Origin of the sequence: Paenibacillus sp. LS1 (genome assembly GCF_026013365.1) — a bacterium.
Classification (GTDB): domain Bacteria; phylum Bacillota; class Bacilli; order Paenibacillales; family Paenibacillaceae; genus Paenibacillus.
In genome coordinates, this window is the sequence record NZ_JAPDOE010000008.1 from 177401 (window position 1) to 202405 (window position 25005).

A 25005-nucleotide genomic window follows, 5' to 3' on the forward strand; every position below is an offset into this window, starting at 1 on the left:
TTTACGGGGCGTTCCATCCTGTTCAGCCGGCCTGAGGTAGTCATGCAGATCTATATCGGGGGAGTGTTATTCATGAAAAAGAGAATTCACAAGGGTATTTTGGTTGGTCTGGCACTGGTGTTAACAGGGGTACTGGCAGCATGCGGATCGGATAGCGGCGGGTCCAGTGCGACCGGAACATCAGGGGGAGCAGAAGGCGGTACAGAAGGGGCCAAGGCCATCGAGCTGCTGAATGTTTCCTATGATCCAACGCGGGAACTCTATGAGCAATATAACAAAGCGTTTGCGGCGCATTGGTTGAAAGAGAAAGGCCAGGAAGTGACCATCAAGCAATCCCACGGGGGATCGGGCAAACAGAGCCGTTCTGTTATTGACGGACTGGATGCCGACGTGGTGACACTGGCATTGGGATACGATATTGATGCGATTGAAGATAAAGGTCTGATTAACGAAGGCTGGCAGGATAAATACGAGCATAACAGCTCTCCGTATACCTCTACGATTGTATTCCTTGTACGTAAAGGCAATCCAAAGGGCATCAAGGACTGGGATGATCTGATCAAAGGGGATACGCAAGTCATCACACCAAATCCTAAAACGTCCGGCGGGGCACGTTGGAACTATTTGGCGGCATGGGGATATGCACTGAAGCATAACAACAATGATGAAGAGAAGGCGAAGGAATTCGTGGGTGAATTGTTCAAGCATGCGCCTGTGCTGGATTCGGGTGCTCGCGGATCTACGACGACGTTTGTTGAACGTGGTATTGGTGATGTGCTGCTTGCCTGGGAGAATGAAGCTTTCTTATCGGTAAAAGAGCTGGGTCCGGACAAATTCGATATTGTCGTGCCTTCGGTTAGTATCTTGGCTGAACCGCCCGTTGCAATTGTGGACAAAAATGCAGACAAAAAAGGAAGCCGCGATGTAGCGGATGCCTATCTGAAATATTTGTACAGTGAAGAAGGACAGACGATTGCTGCTGAAAATTATTACCGCCCAACGCTGGACAGCGTGGAGGAAAAATTCAAAGATCAGTTCCCGGCGCTTGAACTGTTCACGTTGAAAGATGTATTCGGCACATGGCGGGATACTCAGGCCAAACATTTCAATGACGGTGGTATCTTCGACCAGATCTATGTTCCAGGCAGCTAAGGTTGCTCTGTTCAATGAACACCAGATCAATCGCGCTGTGAGCGGCCAACCAGCCTTACCGGCTGAAGGCAGAGAGGATGAACGTGCATGAGCAAGGTAATGTTGGCGCGGAGACGCACATTGCCCGGATTCGGATTAACGATGGGTTACAGTGTGTTCTACCTGAGCCTGGTTGTACTTATTCCATTGGCAGCGCTGTTGTTTAACTCGACAGGGCTGACGTGGGCAACCATGATTGAGGTTGCGACCAATCCCAGGGTGCTGGCTTCCTTCCAGGTCAGCTTTCTGACCGCAGGTGCAGCGGCCCTGATTGATCTCGTGCTGGGGTTACTCCTGGCATGGGTGCTTGTTCGTTATGAGTTTCCTGGTAAAAGGCTGTTTGATGCGGTCATTGATTTGCCTTTTGCCTTGCCAACTGCGGTAGCAGGGGTTGCCCTTACGGCGATCTATGCCGGCAATGGCTGGATTGGACAGTTTGTAGAGCCTTTGGGTATTAAGCTGGCCTATTCACAGGCCGGGATTACGCTGGCGCTGATGTTTATCGGCATTCCGTTCGTGGTTCGTACGGTGCAACCGGTGTTGGAGGAGTTGGAGGCAGAGGTGGAAGAGGCGGCTGCCACACTAGGGGCAGGAAGATGGCGGATATTCCGTACGATTCTGCTGCCGGATCTGATTCCACCACTGCTGACGGGCTTTGCTCTGGCCTTTGCTCGGGGCATCGGTGAGTATGGCTCCGTTGTATTTATCTCAGGCAATATGCCGATGAAAACGGAGATTGCTCCCTTGCTGATCATGGCCAAGCTGGAGCAGTTCGATTATGCAGGAGCTACAGCTGTAGCGTTGCTACTGCTACTGGTCTCTTTCATCCTGCTGCTAATCATTAATTCCCTGCAACGTTGGAGCCGGAAGGCGGGCAGAGCATGACCATGAAGCATGATGCAATAAGGATACGAACAGATGTCACTCACCCAAACCAAAGGAGGTGCAGCGTATGGCGGGTTCCGTTCCACTGAGCCCTGTTCCACCTGTGAAGACTGGCCGTGGAACTAACCGTGCAACAACGGAAGCTCCATGGGTCAAATGGTTGTTGATTGGACTGGCGAGCCTGGTACTCATATGGCTGCTTATTTTGCCACTGGTCATTGTGCTCATGGAGGCGTTGAAGCAGGGCTGGGGTGTGTACATCGCGGCTCTTACCGAGCCGGATGCCATGTCTGCACTGAAACTCACGTTATTGGTTGCGGCAATTACCGTGCCGCTGAATACGATATTTGGTGTGGTCGCTGCCTGGGTCATTACCAAGTTCCAGTTCAAGGGCAAGGGACTCATGATCACCCTGATAGATCTTCCCTTTTCAATCTCGCCTGTGGTGGGCGGGTTGATCTTTGTATTGGTCTTTGGTTCCAATGGATGGTTTGGGCCGTGGCTGTCCGAACATGATATCAAAATCATTTTTGCGCTGCCAGGCATTGTTATTGCAACGTTGTTTATTACCTTCCCTTTCGTAGCGAGAGAACTGATTCCGCTGATGGAGGACCAGGGAACCCGGGAAGAGGAAGCGGCGGTTACGCTGGGTGCTTCCGGGTGGCGAATCTTCTGGAATGTAACTCTGCCCAATATCAAATGGGGACTGTTGTACGGTATTATTCTTTGTAATGCCCGTGCTATGGGTGAGTTCGGAGCGGTATCTGTGGTCTCCGGACACATCCGCGGGGAGACCAATACGCTTCCGCTACATGTCGAGATTTTGTATAACGAATATCAATTCTCAGCTTCATTTGCCGTAGCTTCCCTGCTCCTGATTCTGGCTCTCGCCACGTTGCTGCTCAAGAGCTGGCTTGGACACAAAGCCGTTTCAGAAAAGTGATGATGAGAAGAAGAAAATACAGATTGACAGCTACTGGAAGCCCTGCTAATGTATAAACCAAGTATATAGGTTGGATAAGAATGATTTATATATCCGTTGGATGACAGCGCACTTAGGAATATGGCGGGCAGTAGCCCGAGAAGAGGAGGCGGCTCTATGGCTAAGCCGTTAAAAGTGGATGAGGTATGGTTGGACCGAATTGCCGGACAGCTGAATGACATGGAGTTTGGTTCTTTGCACATCGTGGTGCACGAAGGTCAGATTGTGCAGATGGAGCGGACCGAACGCAAGCGTTTTGAGAACACACCCTCAGGCAGCGCCTCCAAATCCGGAAGCACGGCACGAAGCAGTTCAGCCCGTTCACTACGCGGATCGAATGCGAGTGCGAAGGGATAGAGAGTGACGTGGCGTGAGGAAAGCGAGGATGGGTGCATAGGAACACACACACGTATACTTTCCAGAAACTCATGGGAAATGTATGTTCCATATCGTCCCACCTATTGCGCGCGACTTGTCTCCTTATGCTCGTTGTACCAATGATTCGCTTCAAGCAGCACCTGCTGCCCACCTGCATCCATGAATTCTTCCACAAAGATATCGAAATACCCCACAGGCTGATCGCCAGTGATGATGGAGATGTACGCTCTGTCTCTCATGCGAATCAGCTCAGATGAATATTGAATCAGGGCAGGGGTTGCAACCTCCAGGCGATTATAGATACCATTCTCCGTCAGCCCTGCAGATGCAGCCCACTGTTCACGTTTATCCGTTGTTGTACCTGGAACTGTCATGCCGATACTTGAACCGATCATATTGGTGTAATTTTCCATTCGGTTGTATGGGCGAAGCAAGTGGAACGATTTTGAATCTTCAGCGCTCCAATCCCAGTGCTTTCCTGGAAGGCCATACTCCATTTTGATCTGCTCCACCGGATCGGGGTTGGCACTTACATAATCGAGTATCTCCAAAATTTTCTCCAGTTTTCCCGGCTCTTTTGCAGCCTCAGCACCTATAGCAATAAAATTCATCAGCAGATTGTTCCCTTTGGAACCGCTTTGTCCATCCGGACCAATAACAGGAGAACCGAATACAACCTCTGCAGTTGCATTCTTCTGTAGTAGCTCATTGACATTAAACGAGGGTTCCACCGGTGTTTCCTCGCCATTTTCATTGAGAACACTGTAATCTCCCTTTTGATTCCAATGATAGTAGTTGCCCATCGAGGTCATCCCAATTTTTCCATTGATAAAAGCATGGGATAGATGCTTATAGCCGCCTTTATTCTCCCCCGTTATAAATTCAGGGTCGATAATCCCGTCCCGGTACCACTTATGCATATAAGTCAGGGCTTTTTTCATCTCAGGCTGCAAAGCGCCGATCACGAGTTGGTTGTTTTTTTCATTAAAATATAGCTGCTCGGTGAAAACCGACTGTCCAAAAGCGCCAAACACAACATTTAAGCCCTCTCTGGATAGACCATACGTATCCTGTTTCCCATTTCCGTCGGGATCACCTTTGGCAAAGGCATACATGACCGTTTCAAATTCCTCTAATGTCTTCGGTACGTCTAGACCAAGCCGCTTAAGCCAGTCCTCTCGATATACGACAGGAGTTCGATAGATGTTGGTCTCATTGATGGCCGGTATTCCATATAAGCTGCCGTTTATTTTTCCATACTCCAGGTAACGTGAGTCATAATCGCGAATTCGCTGTACAATATTTGGTGCATATTGTTCAAGGACCTCTGGGGAAATTTCCGCTAAGACCCCTTGCATTTGATACTTAAGCAGATCATGCGGCTGCCTGATCCGGAAAAGATCCGGTATTTTCCCTTGAGCCAGCTCCATATCCAGCAGTTCCTCGTACCGCTTGTTCTCAAGGTTCCATACCTCCAGATCGACATCAAACCGATCCTCTATATATGCAATCATCTCCGCGTCCTCAGGAACAGCAACATTTTGATGCATGGTCCAGGATATCGTATACTGCGGTGCTGTATCCTTCTCAGCGCTTGCCAAATGGCCTTGCTGCTGCACTTGTGCTGTTTCTCTGTTTAGAACGGTACATCCGCTCATCAATCCTATAAGAATAGATGTAGCAAACAGTAGACATAGCGCTCTTGAAAGGTTGATGTTCATAGCAGCTCCTTTCCTGATTTAAATTGAACCGAACCTATATAGACCCCTGTTCCATTAGACTGCGCATGAAGTTTTTTGGTGTACAGCCGTGAATTTCTTTGAACTTTTTAATGAAATAAGCGGGGGTACGGTAACCGACCGTATTTGCGACCTGCTCAACCGTAATTTCGCGTTGTGTCATGAGTTCCCGTGCGCGTTCCATTCTCTGATTCGTAACATATTCGGAATAAACAATCCCGGTTTCTTCCTTGAAAAGTTTACTTAGATATTTAGGGCTGATGAATACTTGTTCTGAGACATGATCCAGCGTGAGATCGCCCGAAAGATGCTCATGAACATAGGCTTTGACAGCCGAGATGGTATCCACACTCCGTACCTCGCTTCGCTTCTCCATATGCATCACAAATTCGGTCACGAGATGAATCATCCACTCCGAATAACGGTTGATATCGTAGAACAATGAAAATTGCTTGTACAGATTCATCGAGCTTGCGTCGGCGGGTTGCAGGCGCACCTGCTGGATACATTCAGCGTAAATAGATACCGTTTTTAATAATATGATACGGCTGTATTCGGCTGAATAGGGACCTTCCTTTATTGTCGAGACCACTTCCTGAATGGCCTGAACCGTACCTTGCACATCCCGAGTCTGCAATTTCTTCTCAAAGTTTATGAGGTATGAGTCCGGAATCTCCAAGCTGCTGGTTTCCCTGTTCAGAAGATTAAGATCCTGGATGGCAGACTGCTCGGGAAAGAAGTAGCTGTATCGAATCAAGGCATTCGCCTGATGATAACTTGTGTGGATCTTCGTGAAATGCTCTACCCATCCGCCCAGTGATAGTACAAATTTCAGACCGAATCTGCTCTTAGCCTCAGCGTGAATAAAGTCTACGATGTGATCAGAGAGAGGTTCCTCGGGTTGATTGGTACAGATAATGACCGCGATTTTGTGATCCTGTAATTCCTCTGCCAGCAGTTGAGTTCCATCCATTTCTACGATCTCTAGTTGCTGGATCATCGTGTACAACGTATGCTGCAACTGTCGTGGCTGCAGATCCTTCCACTTCTCATTGACCGGGTCAATGACGATGCAACGGAAGCGGGAGTAAGCCATCGAAATATGAACCGACTGCAGCTGCTCCGTAAGTTCCTCGGGTGTAAATCGGTTATTTAACATATTAAGCATGATACTATGCTTAATCATTTTGTGATTGGCCTGCAAGGTTTCTTCAAGACTATCAACTTTATTGGACAGACTGTTAAACGTTGTGTCGATGAACCGGTATTCGTCCTGCTTTAAGCTGGTTGGGCTATCCATCCGGCTCTTGATGTTATTCAGGATTCGCTTAAGGGGACTATAGTTGGCCCTGGTAAAGATGGACGACATCACGATCCCAACCGCAACAGCCAACAAACCAAGAAGAACCGAAACTTCCTTCAAGCTATCCAATTTGTAATAGAAGCTTTCATTAGGTGTGGTCGTGTAAATCCGCCATGCATTTCCTTTAAACTGATCTTGGGTAACGACTTGCGAGTCATGGTTAAATACAGGCGTAAAGCTCTCATCTGAAGAAGGATAGGAAAGGAGCGCCTGCGTCAGATTTTCCTCTGTGGAGGTGCCTATCAACGTTTTGTCCACGGCAGAAATGACAGTTCCGTCCTGATCTATGATTAATGTATTCGCATAGTCAGCAGGGAGCATATTTTTAATGATCTGACTGATCGCTGATTCTTTGATATCAATCGAAATTATGGCCTTATTGTCTTGTCCAGACGATTGAAACGGGTAACTGTGGACATAGGAAATTAAAGGACTCATGTTGCTCTGTTCCCGTGATTCGATATAAGCATCCTGAGGAACCATGCGAGTCTGCATCCATAAGGAGCTTTCTTCGGTTTCTTTCATCGCAGCAATCCAATCCGTCGTATGATCCACACTCGAAGGCGTGTCCTCATAGAGCATCAGCCCATATACAGATGAAACGATAAAGTGGTTCTTCGCATCGTACACATGAATAGCTTCAATGAGATCGGAATAATTTTGCACCATATTTTTGAGGGACTGTTCGATGTCCAGGATTTTACTATGGTTTCCTTTTAGGCTATCTAAATTGATACTTGCAGCGTTGCCCAGTGCCAGGGACAGATAGACCTGATTCACCTTCTGGATAACGGAGCTCTCAATAGTATTGACCGTGCTTTTCAGCGACAGTTGATTATTGATACGGATCTCTTTGCTGTATTGATGGGAGAAGAAGAGATAGAAAATGGAGCCGAAAAGAAGCGCAATGACAAGAACGACAGCGAGGTAGGAAAGAACCATTTTGGATCTCACAGACTGAAATGGCTTACGCATTCTTTTTCCCCCTTCATTTCTCGTTTCTAAACAACTTCATCATTATATAGTAGGCCGAGGATGAGAAATCATGTTGATCGAAATTTAACAAACTCCCACTCAATAATTTACCTTCAGTTAATAAAGCGTTTACAAAAGTAGGTAATATAATTGATAAATATAGTATCCCCTCCATTTTTCTTGGCATAAAAGCTCCGGAACGTACGATTTTGATATAAAGCGGAATTTGTTCTATAGATACCAAACTCCCCTAATGCTACAGTAACGGCAGATCAGACATCTGGATAGAGACTTTCTTACTCATTTGCTGACGCAGAAGCAAAAAAATTAATTTACTATAATGGGAGCGTGTATTTGCAAGCCATGAGAAAACCACTTAAAAAGTCACTGGCACTACTTCTAATGTTGTCTATGGTAGGTCCGACGTTTGCAGAGAAGAGTTTTGCAGCCGATCAGAAGATTCAGTTCTCTGATATTAAGGGACACTGGGCGGAAGCAAATATTCAAGCATGGGGTGATGAAGGATTAATTCGAGGCTACCTGGATCGTTCATTTAAACCGAACACGTATATTACCAGAGCAGAATTTATGAATTTGGTAAACGGTGCATTTGGATATTCCGGACAGGCTAAAATTACCTTTAACGATGTGTCTGAGAGTGCATGGTATTACGAAGCAATTTCTATTGCAAATGCGAATGGATATATAGATGGATACACCGATGGCACAATGAAGCCGCAAGATCCGATCACACGTCAGGAAGCAGCTAAAGTGATCGCTGGCATTTTGAATCTGGAGTTGAATGAAACAGCAGCGAATGTCTTTAGCGATTCGTCATCTATTGCGGCGTGGAGCAAAGGAGCTGTAGGTGGAGCGGCAGCAGCGAAAATTATCGCTGGATATGCAGATGGAAGCTTCAAACCGCTTAATTCCATCACTCGTGCAGAAGCAGTGTCTGCGCTCGTTAAGGCTGTGGAAACAGATGCTACTACAGCTGCCAAACCAGCTAAGCCCAAAGGAACGGCAACCGTACTGAACGTTAATCCCCCAGCAGATGAAGCTCGTTTGTCCGCCGTGGAGCATGGAGGCAATGCGGATGACGGCACCTTGAAAAATATTGCGGAAACCAATCCGTTTATTGATATTTTGGACGGTTTTGATCAAGTATGGTCCTTGAACCAAGCGGATTGGAGAGATGGAACAGCGGCAACCAAACTTGGTGCTGACGGCAAGAATGCAAAGTATGGAGATGGACCGACCTTATACTATGACGGTTTTAAAAACGATCCAACCGTAGCTGTCGCTGATCAGAAGACATTTGCGAATGCAGAGATCCGAAATAAAGCGGCGTGGGAAGCTAACATCAAGTATGTAGAAGATGCCACGCAAAATCGCACGGCTGAAGAGACTTTGGCAGCTTATTATGATGACCAAAGAGATAAGATCTATAGTATGATGGAAGCTTTCGGGCCTCTGGCTAATACGTATGTAGATGTTATCAAGCCAAAGACAAGTGTTGAACGAAGTGTGGATGAGATGAATGTTTTGTTGAAAGAAGAAACGGTGGAAGATGAAAGCCAAGGTATCGGAAGTGATTGGGCGGATACGGAGCTTGCAGATATGGTCGCTTTAGTTGATCTGGTGCGATTCAAAATCCCTGCCTCATCAAACCCTGCGAAATACTTCTACTCTACTCCTAGACCGTGGAGAATGAATTCAAACGGAGAAGTGAAAGAGGTCGTCGATAGCAAAGGATTACCCGTATGGGAAACAATAGGTGAAGGTGAAGGGACAGAAGTACCACTCCCTTCAGGTGGGAAGAAATCAACAGGAGAAAAACATTACCAGCAATATGAAACGAACGTTGTGCTTATCCCTGCATTAAGCTATGTCAAACGAATTGCTGAGGATGGAAGAGGAAAAGATGGTGGATTTCCAAGCGGTCATACAAGTGCATCGTACTTATCCGTACTTCCGTTTGCCTACGCTACGCCAGAACGTTTCTCTGAATTTTTAACAAGAGCAGCACAGATGGGTGAGAATCGAATTGTAACAGGGATGCATTCACCACTTGATGTAATAGGGGCAAGAATTCAAGCAACAGCAATGACTGCCTACGCATTTAATAAAGAAGAGAACCAAGATATGATGCAGAAGGCATATGAAAATGCAGGAGAGGTATTTGGAGCAGAAGCCAAGGAAAAAAATATGAGTTTGTATGAATATGCACACACCGTAACAGAGGATTATAATTTCAAGAGTGCATACGATGAAAACAAATGGGAAGATCACGACGCCAATAAAGCTTTCTATAGAGAAAAGATGACTTCCGGTCTGCCACAAACAGGAACTAAAGGTTTGGCCCCTGTTGTACCACAAGGAGCGGAAGCTCTGTTGAAAACGCGTCAACCGTATCTAACAGATGAGCAACGCAGAGCAGTATTGTATACAACATCCATTGATTCCGGTTATCCTGTCCTGGACGAATCCAAAGGTTGGGGTAGATTGGATCTGGTATCCGCAGCGGATGGCTACGGCGCATTCTTAAATAATGTAACTGTAGATATGGACTCTTCCAAAGGGCGCTTCAATGCAGAAGACTGGTGGAGAAATGATATAACCGGTAGTGGAATGCTTACGAAAAAGGGAACAGGAACACTTACACTGACAGGAAAAAATAGCTACACAGGCGGAACATTGCTACAAGCAGGAACACTAGTAGCCGAATCAGCAACTGCTTTTGGTACAGGTGATCTGTATGTAGAAAATGGAACAGTAGTCGTTGATGTCGACGGATCACTCAACTTGAATAGAAACTTGACCATGGATAACGGTACGTTGGAATTGGTAGTGACTGACAACAACAGTCAGCTCAATGTCGGCAGAAAACTCTATATTGATGGAGGAAGTCTCAAACTGGACTTGTCCAACTATAAGATCGAAGGTTCCAAAGATATTACGTTAATCACGGCAAATGGAATTACAGGTGAATTTGACAGTGTAACGGCAGATGGTTATGACGTGACTGTCACGTACGAAAACGGCCGTGTCATTGCACATGTTGTAGCGAAATAAGTGAAGTAATTATGCTTGATATAAAGTGTAAAGTGAACTAAAGAATGTTACACATGCCACTTCGATGACAGAATAACCTTCCGATCACTGTTATCCCCAGATTTTTTTGATTCCCTTCTTCAAAGGGGAAATCTGGGGATAAAGGCAAACGCTTCGATTCTTCACGTTATTTCTGCCCTCTCCGTTTCTTGTGTAATTTAATAAGTTCTTTTATATCGTGTAATTCTTCGCAAGAAAAGATTATAGAAAAGGGCTGAAACTACATTGTAGTTTCAGCCCTTTTCGCGTACAGATACGTTGGATATAGGACATGTATTCAACATGTCCTATATCCAACGTATCTGTACGTGTCCGGAGTAGGCAAGCGCTAAATACTGAATGTAAGAGCAAGCAATTAGGACGTCGCAAAAGCGGTTTTCCTATTTCCTCTACCAATGAAAATTTTCTTTTCGTATGGGAGGGACCCGAAGGTGTTCCGCTCGCTCGTGCTTGGAACAGAGCGTGAGCATGGAGTGAGCGCTAACGAATCTGAGGCACCTTATTCTAGGATTTGAAGCGTCTGTAGAAATCTAAGGAATCTGAAACACCCTATATCGGAATGTACGGCGTTTTATAGCGTTTTTTTCGGGGGATTTTGGGAAATAACGTGTCTGATGTTCTTTACAATTTTGAAAGAGGACGGAGAGGCCATATAAGACGTCCTGAGTTCCTTAGAAAATCGTCTGGCTATTCACCAGGATCAGCCAGACGGTATCTCGATACTTTTTGGACGCTGACATCCATCATCGTACAGCATGCCGAGTAAGGAGATACGACCTAGATGGTGAAAATCCAGCCGAGGGAGGTCCGAGTCTCGTATCATCGAGGTGGGTATCCAAGTTTAATCATATGGAAGCGGCTGGATGCGTAAGTTAATCGTCGGTGTTGGTACCAGATGTACGACGTGTATTCCCTTCAATCTCCGTAGAGACTTTCTTCGCTGGTTCCAGTTCCGTATGTCCTGCGTAGGGGCGGTCACTGCGAGAGCTGGTTCCGGTAAGTCCGAAACCTGACGTGAACAAGATCAGCTGTAATCCAAGGGCATAGGGAGCAGCAACAAGTCCAATCAGATGGAGCAAAGAGCATAGTGCGATCAGCAAGGAGAGCGTTTTGGTTACTGTACCCGGCGTATCCCGGCGTGGGCTTGCCCAGAGCAGATACCCATACATAATGGTGATCATCAGGGAAACTGCGCGAATCCAAGGCAAGATGCTGTCCCATGAGTCCACAGAAACGTCCAACATCCGCTGACGAAATACCAGATCTGTAACCAGAAATCCTGTGGCCGCCAGTGCGGCTGGTTCGGCTACGGGCCGAAGGATGGTCCAGACCGCTGTTCCCCAATGATCTGCATGTGTATCCCGGCTGAGTTCATCTGATAATACGGTGCATTCTCTTTCCAGTGCTCTATGCATCAGTCCGAGTCGGGCAGGATCATGTTCCTTAATACAGTCCCGGATCTGGTCCTGTAGCTGAGGGGATAGGTAAGATGCAGCTTTGCAGGCTAACATTGCCGTGATCAAATCGTTATGTTCGTGTTCCGACTGTTCGTATTTCCGATTTTCCTGGATGGTAAGTTGTCCCAAGAGGGCTGTACTTATGTATAATGTATCTCGTATCCTTCTCATTCGCCTTTCGTGGCTACGGCGAACTTCAGTGGCAGACCATATGTATATCCCTAGAAGCACAGCCATGACTCCAAGCAGCACAGCCACAGCGTCTGGGCGCGATGTTAGATCTTCAATCCAACGTTGAAACACACTTGTTCCTCCTTTGCAGCAACTTCACGTATCATGAAACACGCTTCACGTAAGCTTTCTCTCACTATTACACAGGAAGTAGATGAATTCAAGCAGAAAGGGGCACAATTCATGGATCAAGTGAATATTGAACACACACCACCCGCAGCAGTGGAGTACCTTGCCCTGCGGCAAATTGCCGGCCTTAGTGCAATGAGCAGGGAAGGGGCGGAGATTGGACTACCGAATAGCTTGTTTGCCGTATGTTTGCGTGAAGAAGATATGCTGGTAGGTATGGGGCGAGTGATTGGAGATGGTGGTTGTTTCTTTCAGGTCGTCGATATTGCTGTACACCCGGATGTTCAGGGCATGGGTTATGGAAAACTGATCATGAGCGAGATTATGAATTATCTGCGTGCAGTTGTGCCTGCTCGCGGTTTGGTCAGTCTGCTGGCGGATGTTCCGGCTGATCGTCTGTATGCTCAATTTGGATTTGAATATACCAGCCCGAAATCGGAAGGCATGTGGTGGAGACAGGGAGAAGAAGGGCCGACTACCTAACGGAACGGAAACTGAATTTTGATGTAAGATTAAACTTCATATCATGATGAAATCATCTTAGTATAGCCGCATTAGCGGCTTTTTTTCATGATCCATGTTGCTTGATGGTGGGGAGAGGGGATACTTCTGAGTGGCGGTGTTTCTTCCGTTAGAGAAGTGAAGATTGGTTTTCTACATATAAGCTGTAAGAGATAGGTTTACAAGTGTTCACATCCGGTTTAAGATGGCGTGAGCCGTTTAAGGTATATAACAATAGGATTAAGTATTAAAATAACGGTAAGTTGACAAGATGATATCTACAGAAAAGAGGGAATTCATATGAAAGTAGCTATTTTTGGAGCGACCGGAGCGATTGGCAAGACGATACTGTGGGAGCTGATGGATCGTGGGCATGAAGTGACAGCGGTGGTGCGTGACCCGTCGAAAGTCGAGATGGTGCACGAACGCTTACGTGTGGAACAGGGAGATCTGCTTAACCCGGATCAGGTGGCTGATTTTGCAGCAGGTCAAGAAGTGGTTGTGAGTGCGTATGGTCCGAAGTTCGGTGGAGAAGAAGAGATGCTGGAAGTCACACGTTCGTTGATCGAGGGTGTTCGCCGTGCAAAAGCAGGACGTCTGGTTGTAGTTGGTGGAGCAGGAAGTTTGATGACCGATTCTGGTGAGATGCTAATGGACACGCCGGGATTCCCGGAGGAAGTTAAACCCCTGGCAAAAGCACATGCAGAAGCATATGACCTGATTGAAGCATCAGGTATTCACTGGACGTATATGAGTCCTGCTGCAACGATCACAACAGGACGGCGGACAGGCCAGTTCCGGGTTGGCATGAACCGTGTGATTACGGATGATATTGGAGAAAGCTCGATTTCGGTTGGTGATTTTGCAGCGGCTTTGGTGGATGAACTGGACGATCCGCAGTTTATCCAAGCTCGGTTTACGGTAGGTTATTAAGCGTAGACAGGCTTGGGATGGATGAATCTGAAGTCTCGTGCACGGGATCGATAGAGCTTCCGATGATGTATCGAGTGGATCGTGGTAACTGGATGAGGTAAGGGGAAATATAGTGATACACATATAGGATGTAGCTTTAAGGTGTGATATTGCTACTTTTAGGTAAGAAATGAGCTTGTCACGGGGAGGGATGAACGTTGTTTATCGTAACCGCTGAACAGATGAGAGCTGTGGACGAGCATACTATTCATCAGCTCGGTATTCCGGCAGCAAGTCTGATGGAGAATGCAGGCCGCGCCATAGCCGAGGAAGTCATCAAGCTGTGCAGGGAAGGGCAGGCAGAAGGCCGGCTTGCGGAATCAGGGCAGCTTGGCTATAGCAGCAAGACCGATGCTCGGCGGGCACACACCGGGCCCGGTGATCGGCAAGGTTATGGTGGCGACATCATCGCCGATCCGGCGCTGGTGATGGAGCGCCCGGGAGATCAGCAGTGGTACATGCTGATCGGCAAGGGCAATAATGGCGGCGATGGGCTGGTGGCCGCGCGCCATTTGCTTGAAGCGGGGCTTGGAGTGACACTGGTCTACGCCGATGCTCCTGAGGCACTGCGGGGTGAAGCCGCAGTGCAACGGGATGCCGCTGCGCAGCTCGGCATCCCTGCCCTTGTCCACGGGCGCGAAGCCGTGGACTTTAGCCGGTGCACAGGCATCGTGGATGCGCTGCTGGGCACCGGCTCACGGGGGGCGCCGCGGGGAGCTTACGCGGCGCTGATTGAGGCGGCGAACGGCAGCGGCAAGCCGGTCGTGTCCGCGGATGTGCCGAGCGGGCTGGACGCCGACACCGGAGAGGTGTACGAGCCCTGCATTCAAGCCCGGGTGACTGTATGCCTCGCGCTGCTCAAGCGCGGGCTGGTGCAGTACCCGGGCGCTTCTGCCGCGGGGCGCATTGTGGTGCGCGCCATCGGCATTCCCGCGCGGCTTGCGCCAGAGCATGGCCCCTCGGTCCGTCTGCTGACGGACGAAGTGCTGCGCGTTGCGCTGCGCGTGGACACAGGCCGTCTCCGGGCACCGGACGGCCACAAAGGCACCTACGGCCACGTATTGCTGGCCGCAGGAAGTTTGCCGATGAGCGGCGCAGGCCTGCTCTCGGCCAAGGCCGCGCTGCGCGCAGGCTGCGGGCTCGCCACATGGGCGCTGCCCGCGGCACTGCTGCCGTATGTCATCGGCACCGTGCCCGAGCTCATGCTCGCTGCCGCCGCCGATGGCGACAGTGGCGAATGGAACGCGGCTTCCGCGGGCGTCGTGCTGCGTCTCGTGGAGAGCCGCGACGTGCTCGCGACCGGCCCGGGCCTCGGCCGCTTCAAGGGCGACACAGACTGGCTACGCCGTCTGTGGCAACAAACGGATCGTCCGCTCGTCATCGACGCGGACGCCCTCAACATGCTGGCAGACGCTGGCCCACATGGGCCTTGCGACTGGGGCCAGCGCAGTGCGGCGACGATCCTGACGCCGCACCCTGGCGAGATGGGTCGACTGCTGGGCACGTCGACCCAAGAGGTGCAGCGTGACCGCATTGGACACGCTGCAAAATACGCCCGCGAGCAGGGCGTGACCCTTGTGCTCAAAGGAGCACGAACGGTCATCGCAACGCCGTCCGGCGAGGCGTACATCAACACCACCGGGCACGCCGGCATGGCGACTGGCGGTGCCGGAGACGTATTGACCGGCATCATCGCCGGTCTGCTTGCCCAAGGGCTCAGCGCGGAGCAAGCCGCCGCGTTCGGCGTATATCTCCACGGACAGGCTGCCGAACGAGCAGCTCTGCTGCGCGGTGATCCATCGTCCCTGCTCGCCGGAGACATCATCGACGCACTGTGAGGACATGGCAAGTGTTGGACAAGCTCGCGTTTGGGGCTACTGCCTATGACGACTCTTTCCAAACTGGAAGTGATCCAACGAACCAGCACACCAAAAGTAGATGATTACTCATTGTTCATTTTTCAACGCCTAGTGCTCAATGCTCAGTACTCAATGTTCATTGCTCTAACGAACCTGAGGCACCTTATACCACGGTTTTACATGGAGGAGCAAAAGCTAACGAACCTCATCCACGTTATTTCTGTGTGTCTCAGAGAAAACACCTGAAAAACCGGACTAAATTAGGGAATAGAGTGCCTGAGATTCGTTAGATTTTTTAATCTGCAATTAATCGCCCAATAAGGCTTGCTCGGTTCGTTAGATGTTTGGATCTGAGACGTTAATGTCTTGTTATCAACTTTCGTGTCTTGTTACCGACTTGCGTGTGTCTTTGGAACAATGGTTAGATGAAACAACGATTAGCTACTGAAAAGGGGAGCCCTGTCATGATGATGACGGAGGCTCCCCTTTATTTGCTTGTATGTCCACGCTACCTGATCCTTGCTCACTTATAACCTGCCTATAATCTGCCTGAAATTTGCATCTAATCAACCCTAAACTACATCCGACCTACGTCTACTCCGAATTCTCCCGGCATCCTGCCTACAGCCGGAAACGCAGCAACTCCTGATGCATCTCTGCACTGATATCACGCAATGACTTCACCTTGATACTCGCTTCGGCGAAGGAACGTTGTTGTTCCGACGTGGAGGCGGTAATCTCTTCACTGCTGGCAGCCGACTGCTCGGTGATGGCACTGATATTTTCAATGGCCTGTTGCACCTGTGTACTGAGTTCGTTCGAATGCTGCATGTCCTCAGCAAGCTGATGGATGCCGGTACTAATACGCTCTACACTGCCACGAATGGCAGAGAAGGATTTCCGGGTCTGGCCGGTGGCTTGTTCCTGTTCCCCGAATAGCTGCATGCTCTGCGCTACCGAGTTTTTCACCTTGTCCATGGAGGTTGTGATCTCGCCAACAGCCGCGTAGATATGCTTGACCGATTGCGCAGATTGTTCCGCAAGCTTATTCACCTCGCCCGCAACAACAGCGAAGCCGCGTCCGGCTTCTCCGGCACGAGCAGCCTCAATGGAGGCATTTAACGAGAGCATGGTCGTCTGTTTGGCAATCTCCGATACATAGGCAGTCATCGTGGTGATTCGAACCGCGCTGTCTTCCAGTTCCCGCACCGTTTGTTCCACTTCGGACATCGCCAGACGATTCACTTCGGCCAGACGGAGTTGCTCCGCTACAGCCTTATTACCTTCTTCAACGGTAGTTAATACTTCACGACCATCGATTACCGATTGGGAAGTGGCCTCCAGATTACTGTTGAAGGTAGACTGCATTTTGTCCACGACCATCACCGTTTCACTCAGATCCTCGGCAATCTTTTGACTGCCAATCGATAGTTCCTCCGTAGTACGGGATACCTGTTGCACGATCGCTTGGGCCGTATCGTTGCCACGATCAATGTCTTGCGCCATCAGATCGACACGGTGACCGGCTGCACCAATGGATTGAATAATGCCGCGGATATTATGAGTCATGATACCGAAGGAGCGGCTCAGGTCATCAAGTTCATCTTTGCCCCGAGCTTCCGGTAATTGTCCGGTAAGGTCACCGTCTGCAATTTGTCCTGCTGCGTCTTTGAGCGTACGAATACGCTTGGCGATCTGACGTGAAGTATACATATTGAACAGCATCACCGCGACGAGCAATATGATGGCTCCACCGAGAGCGATTTGCCACGTTTGCTGGATATCACGCTCCAAATCAACGGTATATTGATCATATCGATCCCGAGTTATTTCATCCAACGAATAGATATCATTCTGTATGCCCCGAACCCGGGTGCTATACCGTTTCGCTTCCGCCCCGTCCATCTCTGTCATGGCCGCGGTTGCTCCCTGACTCAGAGCAGTGAGTTTCATCTGTATGGACTGAATAAGCTGCAACTGCTGATCCGTTTCAAGTAATCCGTCCGTAAGTTCCTGAATCATCGTTTGACCTTCATCCAGCAAGCGGAGCACTGTGTCCTGATTTCCTGCTGTCATGGAGAACGAATAGACATCCAGCGCCTGCTGGGTCTGAATCTGATTGGCATTTAGTTCGCTTACCTTGAGCATGGCAGGTACCAGATTTTGATTTTTAGCATTCATGCCGAGCAATTCCATAATGATATAAGCTACCAGCGCAAGGCATAGAAGTAGCGAGATCAGAGCATTAAGTATCAGTTTTCCCTGTAGTTTCATGTGCGTACCTCCTCGAATCCGATGGTTTATTGATCAAGCGTTATTTTAATTTGACCGGAAGAGATCTGTGTTTTCAGATCTTCGAAGGTTTTCTGTTGTTCATCACTGAGCGTGATATTATGTAGTGCGGTCAGGCCCACGGCGTTCTCCGCCAGCCCCTCCACGATTTCCTTTTGAGGGAAGGCATGATTGTTTTGAATAAACGAGTTAACGGCATTATAGATGGATACATCCACATTTTTCAGCATGGACGTAAGAATGGCTTTTTCCGCCAAAAAGAATTGATCGGTATCTACGCCAATGGCATATTTCCCTAATTTCTGAATCTCCGTCAATGCACCCACGCCCGTGAGACCGGCAGCCACATAGATCACGTCAGCACCCTTGTCCTGGATCATCTGTGCAGCGAGTTGTTCACCCAGATCGGCATTACCGAAGTCGCCTGCGTAGACGACATCTACGGTTGCATCCGGCTTGACAGCCAGCACACCTTGCTTGAAACCCTGCTCGAAATTACGAAGGACAGGTATCTCCATACCACCCAGGAAGCCGACATGATCCTCCGTTGAAGCCATAGCGGCAATAACGCCTGCCAGATAACTTCCTTCTTCCGCCCGGAATGAAATGGAGGCAATGTTAGGAAGTTCGGACTGACTGTCAATCATGAGGAACTGCTGGTCGGGATATTTGGCTGCAACCTTCTCCATATCCGCTTGGACCGTATCGCTCAGGCCGATAATCAGATCGAATTTGGCTTCTGCAAACTCCTCAAAAGCAGCTTCGGCGGTTAAATTGCCGCCCGGTTCACGATAGTCAAAGACAATGCTTTTCTCGTCTCTGGCCTGAACCAGTCCATTAAAAGCAGCATCATTAAAAGAACGGTCTCCCAAACCCACTTCCGTAAGCACAATCCCGACCTTTGTTCTTGTGTCTGTTGCCGTTGTTGTATTATTGGCGGAACAAGCCCCCAGGATCAGTACCGTCAGGATCATCATTAATGTGAGACCTAGACCTGCGCGTCTGTTCTTGTTTGTTTTCATGTGTGGTACCCTCATTTCTGTAGTCGCATTTTCTGATTTGAATTGTTCTTCAGCTCTTGGGAAATACGCATATATGGATGACATGTGTGGTGAGGATTTCCCTTTATCTATATCGGACAGAAAGGTACTGTGTTTTATGGTATGTAGTGAAAATTTACGAAAATCTAAATATGTTTCATGATTTATACATTAGTTTTACATTTCTCTGGTTAAAAGGGTGCTTTAATAACTACAGTATGTTGTTTGCTGACGTTAAAAGCCGAAAAAAAGACACAACAGCGATGACATGAATCATCGCTGTTGTGTCTTAGAATAGCATCATCCTATGGATCATAGGGCATCGCCGGACGAATATCCCTATAAAAATTACGTAGGTTTTACCAAGCCGCAATCGAGCCATCTGCTCGGGTTTCCGTTCCCCCGCATAATACGCCATTGTCCGGGTTACGCCAGATGATCTGACCGCGTCCAAACTGGGATGGATCGAGCGCCACCTGAATATCATGTCCCTTACGGGCGAGAGCCTGTGCAATGTGCTGTGGGAAACCGGGTTCCACGAGAATCGTTTTGCCCTTCGCCCACTGCCAGCGTGGAGAATCCAGTGCGGCCTGAGGATTCAGGTGATAATCGATCGTATTCATGACCACCTGCACATGACCCTGCGGCTGCATGAAACCGCCCATGACACCGAATGGCCCAACCGCTTCGTTGCCGCGGGTGAGGAACCCCGGAATGATGGTGTGATACGTTCGTTTGCCCGGCTCCAGGGCGTTTGCATGATTCGGGTCCAGTGAGAAATTATGTCCGCGATTCTGCAAGGCAATGCCTGTCCCCGGAACGACGAGTCCAGAGCCGAAGCCCATGTAGTTACTCTGGATAAAGGAAACCATGTTGCCTTCACCATCCGCCGTAGCCAGATAGACCGTTCCACTTGCTCGTGGATCGCCTGCCTCAGGTGCACGTGCGGTGTCACCAATGAGTTTGCGCCGTTCTTCAGCATATGCCTCGGACAGCAGTTCCTCCACCGTCACGCCCATGTTACGTTCTTCGGTAATATATTTCTCCCCATCGGCAAATGCCAGCTTCATGGCTTCAAGTTGCTGATGATATGCCAGAACGGATTCTTTCTCGTCAAACTCGTAACCTTTCAACAGATTAAGCGCCGCGAGAGCAATCAGCCCTTGTCCATTCGGTGGGATTTCCCACACATCGTATCCGCGATAGGAGACAGAGATGGGATCAACCCACTCGGGCTGGAATGCTGCCAAATCTTCGCGAGTCAGATAACCACCGTGTTCTGCCATAAAGGAATGAATGCGTTCCGCCAGTTCCCCTTCGTAAAAGTCTCGCGCTTCGCTCTCGCCAATCTGGCGCAAAGTCGCCGCATGATCCGGCGAGCGCCACATCTCTCCAGCTGCGGGAACACGCCCGCCGGGAGCAAATGTCTCAAACCACGCACGTCCTGCCTCCGCATCACCCTGGCGTGCATAGATCTCGGCTGCCCTTGCCCAGTGGCGGGTCAGCCCAGGCGCAAGCGGGTAACCTTCCTCCGCATAGCGTATGGCCGGTTCCAGCGCTTCCGCCAGCGTGAGCCGCCCGAAACGGCGGCTCAGCTCAGCCCATCCCGCCGGTGCGCCAGGCACCGTCACCGGAACAACCCCAAGCTTCGGCATCTCCGTATGGCCTGCCGCTTGAAGCGCCTCAATGGATATGCCCTGAGGCGCAGGGCCGCTGGCATTCAGGCCATGCAGTTTGCCCTCGGTCCAGACGAGGGCAAAAGCATCGCCTCCAATGCCATTGGACGTAGGCTCCAGCACGGTGAGTGCTGCCGCAGTTGCAATCGCGGCATCAATGGCGTTGCCGCCTTTTTTCAAAACATCCAGGCCAGCTTGTGCAGCCAGTGGCTGTGACGTCGCCACCATGCCTTGCTTGGCATACACAGGCACGCGGTAAGAGGGGTACGGTTGGTAGAGTGGATCGAAGTTCATCAGGTTGTTCAGCTCCTTGTCACAAGATGTCAGGTTCCGGTATAACCGGATCATACTCCTAACCCTCTTCGCAACCGGACAACCGATATCCTGCCACACCTGCCAAATCCAACCTGACACGAGCCTAAGTCGTTACCATATCGCCGCCATTTACATGAATGCATTCACCTGTGACGTAGGATGAATCGCGGGAGGCGAGATAGACGTAAGCTGCAGCCAGTTCGTAAGGCTGACCAGCTCGACCCATGGGCGTATCTGTTCCAAATACCTGTACATCCTCCGCAGAGAAGCTGGCAGGAATGAGTGGTGTCCAGATGGGGCCAGGAGCAACGGAATTCACGCGGATTCCCTGTGCAGCAAGCGATTGGGAGAGAACACGAGTCAACGACACGACAGCTCCTTTGGTGGAGGAATAGTCGATTAACTGGATGTTACCTTTATACGCTGTAATAGAAGCTGTATTGATGATGGAGGCACCTTTGCACAGATGCGGCAGCGCGGCCTGGATCAGAAAGAAATAGGCGAACACGTTCGTCTGGAAGGTGTGATACAGCTGCTCTTCCGTAATATCAACAATGCTTGGCTGCACATACTGTACGCCATGGTTGTTAACCAGAATATCGATCTTCCCATAGGTTTCCATCGTTGTTCGAATGACAGCCTCACAGTTTTTCTTTAGGCGGAGATCAATCTCGATCAACAGACAGCGCTGTCCCAGTTCCTCAATCCGCTCGCGAGTCCTTTCGGCATCTGTCCGTTCATATAGATAAGCAATGACGATATCCGCACCTTCCTTGGCAAAAGCGATGGCGGTCGCCCGGCCGATTCCACTGTCACCACCCGTAATAATGGCAACTTTGTCTTGGAGTTTGCAGCTGCCGATATAAGCAGGATCTTCGCTAATTGGTTCAGGCACCATCAGGGTTTCCAGACCGGGTTGCTGGTCCTGATGCTGGGGTGGGAATGCGAGCTTTTGCTCCTTGCACACCGTTTTCTCGCCATAAAAAGGATAGACAGGGTTCATGTGCTAAACATCCTCCTCAAACGTTCATTGATACGGATAAACTATGCATTCGCCCAGAAGAAGGTGCGAGGGGAGGCAGCAGAGCTGTTGTTTTTTGCACAAAATATACCATAATAAGGATAGGTCCTTAAATCGATGGAGGTGTCAGGAGCCACATGAATATTCAAGGAATCAATCATTTGTGCTTTTCCGTATCCAATCTGGAGCGGGCCATTACCTTTTATGAGCAGGCTCTCGGTGCCCAGATTCAGGTGAAAGGACGCAAACTGGCGTATTTTGAGCTTGCCGGTCTGTGGATCGCCCTGAATCAGGAGGATGTTATTCGCAACTATACGGAACGAACCTATACCCATATTGCATTTACCGTTACAGAAGAGGAGTTTGATGCATCTGTGCAGCAGCTGCGAGCAGCCGGAGCGGACATTCTTCCCGGAAGACCCAGAGATCCACGGGATGCATTATCTGTTTATTTTACTGATCCGGATGGTCATCTGTTTGAACTGCATACAGGTACGATGAAGCAGAGGCTGGATTTTTATCGCGAAGACAAGGCTCATATGACCTTTTATCCGTGAAATGGTTGTGCAAGTGGAGGTAAATGGGGATTAACGTGTTTAAAGTCATTGCGATTATCCGTAAAATACGTCTTAGGTTGCCAGGAATCGACGGTGGATTATGCTACCCAATTATAAACATGAGGAGAGATGAGCATGGAGAGTAAAGGAACCAAATTCGTTACAACCGCAAGTGAACTCTGCATGGTTACCATCATGCTTCTACCTTTTATTGCAGGACAGCTTCATGTTTCGGGGGCACATGCAGGATCGGCCAAAGCTATTGGCCAGCAGGGACAAGAATATGCCATTTCGACGGAAACGCTGCTGGATCTGAATGATCCTGTACCTGTTCGATGAGCAGTTTAAGATGATCCTATGTCCTGTCACCAGGGATTCCGGGAATTAAGGCCTCTGTTACAGAGACCCCAAACTCCATTTTTTCTTTCCCCTGTATTCTCAGTTGTTAGATGAAGAAGGCATCTGCTTTATTTGATAAATGACTTATAATCTTCGTAGTTCATTTTACGATCCTGCATGCTTAGCAGGAGGAGTTGATGGCTGATGTCAGCCTCGCGGTTTGCAGAGATGCGTTTAAGCAGATCGTGACTCATTCTTAGAAAATAATAACCTTCATTGCTGTTGTTTTTCTCATGAAATACAATACCCAGCAAGCGATACAGTTTGGCACGAAGCATCCCTTCATCTTGCTGATCCAGCAGTTGGAGGGCTTCTTTGATGATGGCTTCTGCTTGTTCTGGCTCGCGCTGCTCCAAATACACTTTACTGATTTCCTCTAATATGGAAGCCTTCTTGTGGGGAAGATTGCGTTTATCGTAAATTCGTGCGCATTCATCCAGCAAGGGGAGGGCTTCTTTTTTTTGCCCCATATGAAGCTGGATCACGGCGAGGTTGTGAAGTGCCAGAACGTAGGAGTCGCTGTTCGCCTGTTTATAGGCCTGTACGGATCTCTTGGTCCAGTCATAACTTAACAGCATGTGTCCGTCCTGTTCGGACATATAATAGGCTTTGCCCAAACCTAGCGTAATCTCGCCATACAGTTCCGGTTGCCCCGCCATTTGGGCTTCCTTCTCCGCTTTGAGATAGTAGTTTAACCCCTCATTCACATTGCCTAACCTTAAATGGGTTGTGCCAAGAAAGGTCAGCGAATGGATGTGTTCTTCCTGTAGATGTTTGAGTCTGCTGCTGTACGTATACGCCTGTTCGTAATGTTTCCGGGCAGCATGAAACAGCTCTGCATGAAAAGCCGCTCTCCCCATTTCCAGATAATATTCAACAATACGTTCCCTGTCACCCGTTCGGATGACTGTAAATGCTGCGGTTTCCCCTTCATCCAGGGCTTGTCGATAATCCCCAAGTCTGTTGTGACTTCGCAAAATGAGCAGATAGGCCTCAGACTGATCCGATGTATCCTCCGTCAACGTCAGCACTTTATGGGCTATGCGGATGCAGGCAGAATCATTCTGCTCGGCATAACAGGCTTTGGCCTTGTCCAATACAGCCTCACCAATATCCGAATCTGTCGATGCACTTCCTCCCAAAAAAAACTCCATGGGTGTATTAAGCCTTCTGGCAATAATTTTCAACATACGCTGTGAGGGAACGGCTCTACCTTTTTCGATAAGGCTGATGTAAGAACGCGTCATATCCTCACCTGCCAGTTGCTTCTGAGACAGTCCAAGCTGCTCCCGGATTTGCCGGATTTTGAGTCCGAGCATGATCGTTCACCGTCCCTTGATATAGTTTGATTGGAATGGAGATCTGATTGGTATGTTGGGTCTATCGTGTGTGTCCAGAAGCAGGGGTAAGGAGAGCGAGAGGTTCATTTACCTCCATTTACAGTTTAAATCCAATTTGGGAGATTATAGAATCAGAGTATCCAAGATGAAAGGAGGAGATATGAATGGTCATTAAAGCGACTCCCATTACACTGGAGCAACTGAAGCGCAAAGAAGTTGAAGCAGCACAATTGGAAACGAGTGGACTGGGCGAGGCACGTGAAGTCAGTGCACGCGCGGCTTCCGCTCGCGCAGTTGAAGCCCGTGCTGTAGCGGCTCGTGCTGTCGAAGCTCGTGCAGCGGCTGCTCGTGCCTGATTTATCCTACTTACTCATTTTGCATAATTCGAATCCTACCGCTCCAACAGCGTATAGACGAATAAGATCATTTCGATCTATATCTTGCTGATAGGAAGACGCTCAGGGGATTTATACAAAATGCTCACTTACTTATCGTATTACGCTAGATTCATAGATGGGAGCTTCTGCGGAAGCTCTTTATCTCCCTATATTTCAGTGAGATTCGTACGTTAGTGATAACGAGGTGTCTG

The 25005-nt window shown here is 49.0% G+C and carries 19 protein-coding genes; 11 read left to right on the forward strand and 8 right to left on the reverse strand.

Annotated features, from left to right (window positions below; genetic code table 11):
• Positions 1-72 precede the first annotated feature (72 nt).
• The 4 genes from OM416_RS23735 to OM416_RS23750 all read left to right on the forward strand — a co-directional run bounded on the left by OM416_RS23735 (position 73) and on the right by OM416_RS23750 (position 3415).
• The gene (locus tag OM416_RS23735; RefSeq protein WP_264933627.1) at positions 73-1152 is read left to right on the forward strand and encodes a sulfate ABC transporter substrate-binding protein; all 1080 of its coding nucleotides are present in this window, start codon (positions 73-75) and stop codon (positions 1150-1152) included.
• An 87-nt stretch (positions 1153-1239) separates the two neighbouring features.
• On the forward strand, positions 1240-2076 hold the full coding sequence (gene cysT / locus OM416_RS23740; RefSeq protein ID WP_264933629.1) for a sulfate ABC transporter permease subunit CysT: 837 nt from the start codon (positions 1240-1242) through the stop codon (positions 2074-2076).
• Positions 2077-2143: 67 nt separating this feature from the next.
• Positions 2144-3019, forward strand: a complete 876-nt coding sequence (gene cysW, locus OM416_RS23745; protein ID WP_264933631.1) for a sulfate ABC transporter permease subunit CysW — start codon at positions 2144-2146, stop codon at positions 3017-3019.
• Between the two features lie 156 nt (positions 3020-3175).
• Complete coding sequence (locus tag OM416_RS23750; protein WP_036607453.1) at positions 3176-3415, forward strand: YezD family protein; 240 nt, start codon at positions 3176-3178, stop codon at positions 3413-3415.
• Between the two features lie 101 nt (positions 3416-3516).
• On the opposite strand, the gene OM416_RS23755 is transcribed toward OM416_RS23750, so the two are convergent.
• Positions 3517-5157 carry an extracellular solute-binding protein gene (locus OM416_RS23755; RefSeq protein WP_264933636.1) on the reverse strand — a complete coding sequence of 547 codons (1641 nt, stop codon included), beginning with the start codon at positions 5155-5157 and terminating at the stop codon, positions 3517-3519.
• Positions 5158-5191: 34 nt separating this feature from the next.
• Entirely contained in the window at positions 5192-7513 is a 2322-nt protein-coding gene (locus OM416_RS23760) for an AraC family transcriptional regulator (protein ID WP_264933638.1), read from the reverse strand.
• A 363-nt stretch (positions 7514-7876) separates the two neighbouring features.
• Between OM416_RS23760 and OM416_RS31840 the strand changes: the two genes are divergently transcribed.
• The gene (locus OM416_RS31840) at positions 7877-10588 is read left to right on the forward strand and encodes an S-layer homology domain-containing protein (RefSeq protein WP_319951929.1); all 2712 of its coding nucleotides are present in this window, start codon (positions 7877-7879) and stop codon (positions 10586-10588) included.
• 911 nt (positions 10589-11499) lie between these two features.
• Here the strand turns inward: OM416_RS31840 and OM416_RS23775 are convergent.
• Positions 11500-12387, reverse strand: a complete 888-nt coding sequence (locus tag OM416_RS23775; protein WP_264933640.1) for a hypothetical protein — start codon at positions 12385-12387, stop codon at positions 11500-11502.
• A gap of 111 nt (positions 12388-12498) precedes the next feature.
• Here OM416_RS23775 and OM416_RS23780 point away from each other — a divergent pair, with 111 nt between their 5' ends.
• From OM416_RS23780 to OM416_RS23790, 3 genes are all read left to right on the forward strand, one after another.
• Positions 12499-12927: a GNAT family N-acetyltransferase gene (locus tag OM416_RS23780; RefSeq protein WP_264933642.1), complete on the forward strand. Its 429-nt coding sequence runs from the start codon at positions 12499-12501 to the stop codon at positions 12925-12927.
• Between the two features lie 318 nt (positions 12928-13245).
• A complete protein-coding gene (locus OM416_RS23785; protein WP_264933644.1) occupies positions 13246-13878 on the forward strand; it encodes an NAD(P)-dependent oxidoreductase in 633 nt (210 codons plus the stop codon).
• Positions 13879-14075: 197 nt separating this feature from the next.
• Positions 14076-15755: an NAD(P)H-hydrate dehydratase gene (locus OM416_RS23790; RefSeq protein ID WP_264933646.1), complete on the forward strand. Its 1680-nt coding sequence runs from the start codon at positions 14076-14078 to the stop codon at positions 15753-15755.
• Positions 15756-16397: 642 nt separating this feature from the next.
• Here the strand turns inward: OM416_RS23790 and OM416_RS23795 are convergent.
• From OM416_RS23795 to OM416_RS23810, 4 genes are all read right to left on the reverse strand, one after another.
• Positions 16398-18050, reverse strand: a complete 1653-nt coding sequence (locus tag OM416_RS23795; RefSeq protein ID WP_264933648.1) for a methyl-accepting chemotaxis protein — start codon at positions 18048-18050, stop codon at positions 16398-16400.
• A gap of 26 nt (positions 18051-18076) precedes the next feature.
• Entirely contained in the window at positions 18077-19090 is a 1014-nt protein-coding gene (locus tag OM416_RS23800; protein ID WP_264933650.1) for a BMP family lipoprotein, read from the reverse strand.
• A gap of 377 nt (positions 19091-19467) precedes the next feature.
• Positions 19468-21078: a gamma-glutamyltransferase family protein gene (locus OM416_RS23805; protein ID WP_264933736.1), complete on the reverse strand. Its 1611-nt coding sequence runs from the start codon at positions 21076-21078 to the stop codon at positions 19468-19470.
• Positions 21079-21202: 124 nt separating this feature from the next.
• Complete coding sequence (locus OM416_RS23810) at positions 21203-22102, reverse strand: SDR family oxidoreductase (RefSeq protein ID WP_264933652.1); 900 nt, start codon at positions 22100-22102, stop codon at positions 21203-21205.
• Between the two features lie 155 nt (positions 22103-22257).
• Between OM416_RS23810 and fosB the strand changes: the two genes are divergently transcribed.
• Entirely contained in the window at positions 22258-22677 is a 420-nt protein-coding gene (gene fosB / locus OM416_RS23815; RefSeq protein ID WP_264933654.1) for a metallothiol transferase FosB, read from the forward strand.
• A gap of 135 nt (positions 22678-22812) precedes the next feature.
• Positions 22813-23016: a hypothetical protein gene (locus OM416_RS23820; protein ID WP_264933656.1), complete on the forward strand. Its 204-nt coding sequence runs from the start codon at positions 22813-22815 to the stop codon at positions 23014-23016.
• 128 nt (positions 23017-23144) lie between these two features.
• Here OM416_RS23820 and OM416_RS23825 read toward each other — a convergent pair whose 3' ends face one another.
• Positions 23145-24395 (reverse strand): helix-turn-helix domain-containing protein, encoded by a 1251-nt coding sequence (locus tag OM416_RS23825; protein WP_264933658.1) that lies wholly within the window; start codon positions 24393-24395, stop codon positions 23145-23147.
• A gap of 185 nt (positions 24396-24580) precedes the next feature.
• Between OM416_RS23825 and OM416_RS23830 the strand changes: the two genes are divergently transcribed.
• Positions 24581-24772, forward strand: a complete 192-nt coding sequence (locus OM416_RS23830) for a hypothetical protein (protein WP_264933660.1) — start codon at positions 24581-24583, stop codon at positions 24770-24772.
• Positions 24773-25005 lie beyond the last annotated feature (233 nt).

Coding starts and splice junctions, on each gene's coding strand:
- OM416_RS23735 (WP_264933627.1), top strand. CDS start 73: ATGAAAAAGAGAATTCACAAGGGTATTTTGGTTGGTCTGGCACTGGTG.
- cysT (WP_264933629.1), top strand. CDS start 1,240: ATGAGCAAGGTAATGTTGGCGCGGAGACGCACATTGCCCGGATTCGGA.
- cysW (WP_264933631.1), top strand. CDS start 2,144: ATGGCGGGTTCCGTTCCACTGAGCCCTGTTCCACCTGTGAAGACTGGC.
- OM416_RS23750 (WP_036607453.1), top strand. CDS start 3,176: ATGGCTAAGCCGTTAAAAGTGGATGAGGTATGGTTGGACCGAATTGCC.
- OM416_RS23755 (WP_264933636.1), bottom strand. CDS start 5,157: ATGAACATCAACCTTTCAAGAGCGCTATGTCTACTGTTTGCTACATCT.
- OM416_RS23760 (WP_264933638.1), bottom strand. CDS start 7,513: ATGCGTAAGCCATTTCAGTCTGTGAGATCCAAAATGGTTCTTTCCTAC.
- OM416_RS31840 (WP_319951929.1), top strand. CDS start 7,877: ATGAGAAAACCACTTAAAAAGTCACTGGCACTACTTCTAATGTTGTCT.
- OM416_RS23780 (WP_264933642.1), top strand. CDS start 12,499: ATGGATCAAGTGAATATTGAACACACACCACCCGCAGCAGTGGAGTAC.
- OM416_RS23785 (WP_264933644.1), top strand. CDS start 13,246: ATGAAAGTAGCTATTTTTGGAGCGACCGGAGCGATTGGCAAGACGATA.
- OM416_RS23795 (WP_264933648.1), bottom strand. CDS start 18,050: ATGAAACTACAGGGAAAACTGATACTTAATGCTCTGATCTCGCTACTT.
- OM416_RS23800 (WP_264933650.1), bottom strand. CDS start 19,090: ATGAAAACAAACAAGAACAGACGCGCAGGTCTAGGTCTCACATTAATG.
- OM416_RS23805 (WP_264933736.1), bottom strand. CDS start 21,078: ATGAACTTCGATCCACTCTACCAACCGTACCCCTCTTACCGCGTGCCT.
- OM416_RS23810 (WP_264933652.1), bottom strand. CDS start 22,102: ATGAACCCTGTCTATCCTTTTTATGGCGAGAAAACGGTGTGCAAGGAG.
- fosB (WP_264933654.1), top strand. CDS start 22,258: ATGAATATTCAAGGAATCAATCATTTGTGCTTTTCCGTATCCAATCTG.
- OM416_RS23820 (WP_264933656.1), top strand. CDS start 22,813: ATGGAGAGTAAAGGAACCAAATTCGTTACAACCGCAAGTGAACTCTGC.
- OM416_RS23825 (WP_264933658.1), bottom strand. CDS start 24,395: ATGCTCGGACTCAAAATCCGGCAAATCCGGGAGCAGCTTGGACTGTCT.
- OM416_RS23830 (WP_264933660.1), top strand. CDS start 24,581: ATGGTCATTAAAGCGACTCCCATTACACTGGAGCAACTGAAGCGCAAA.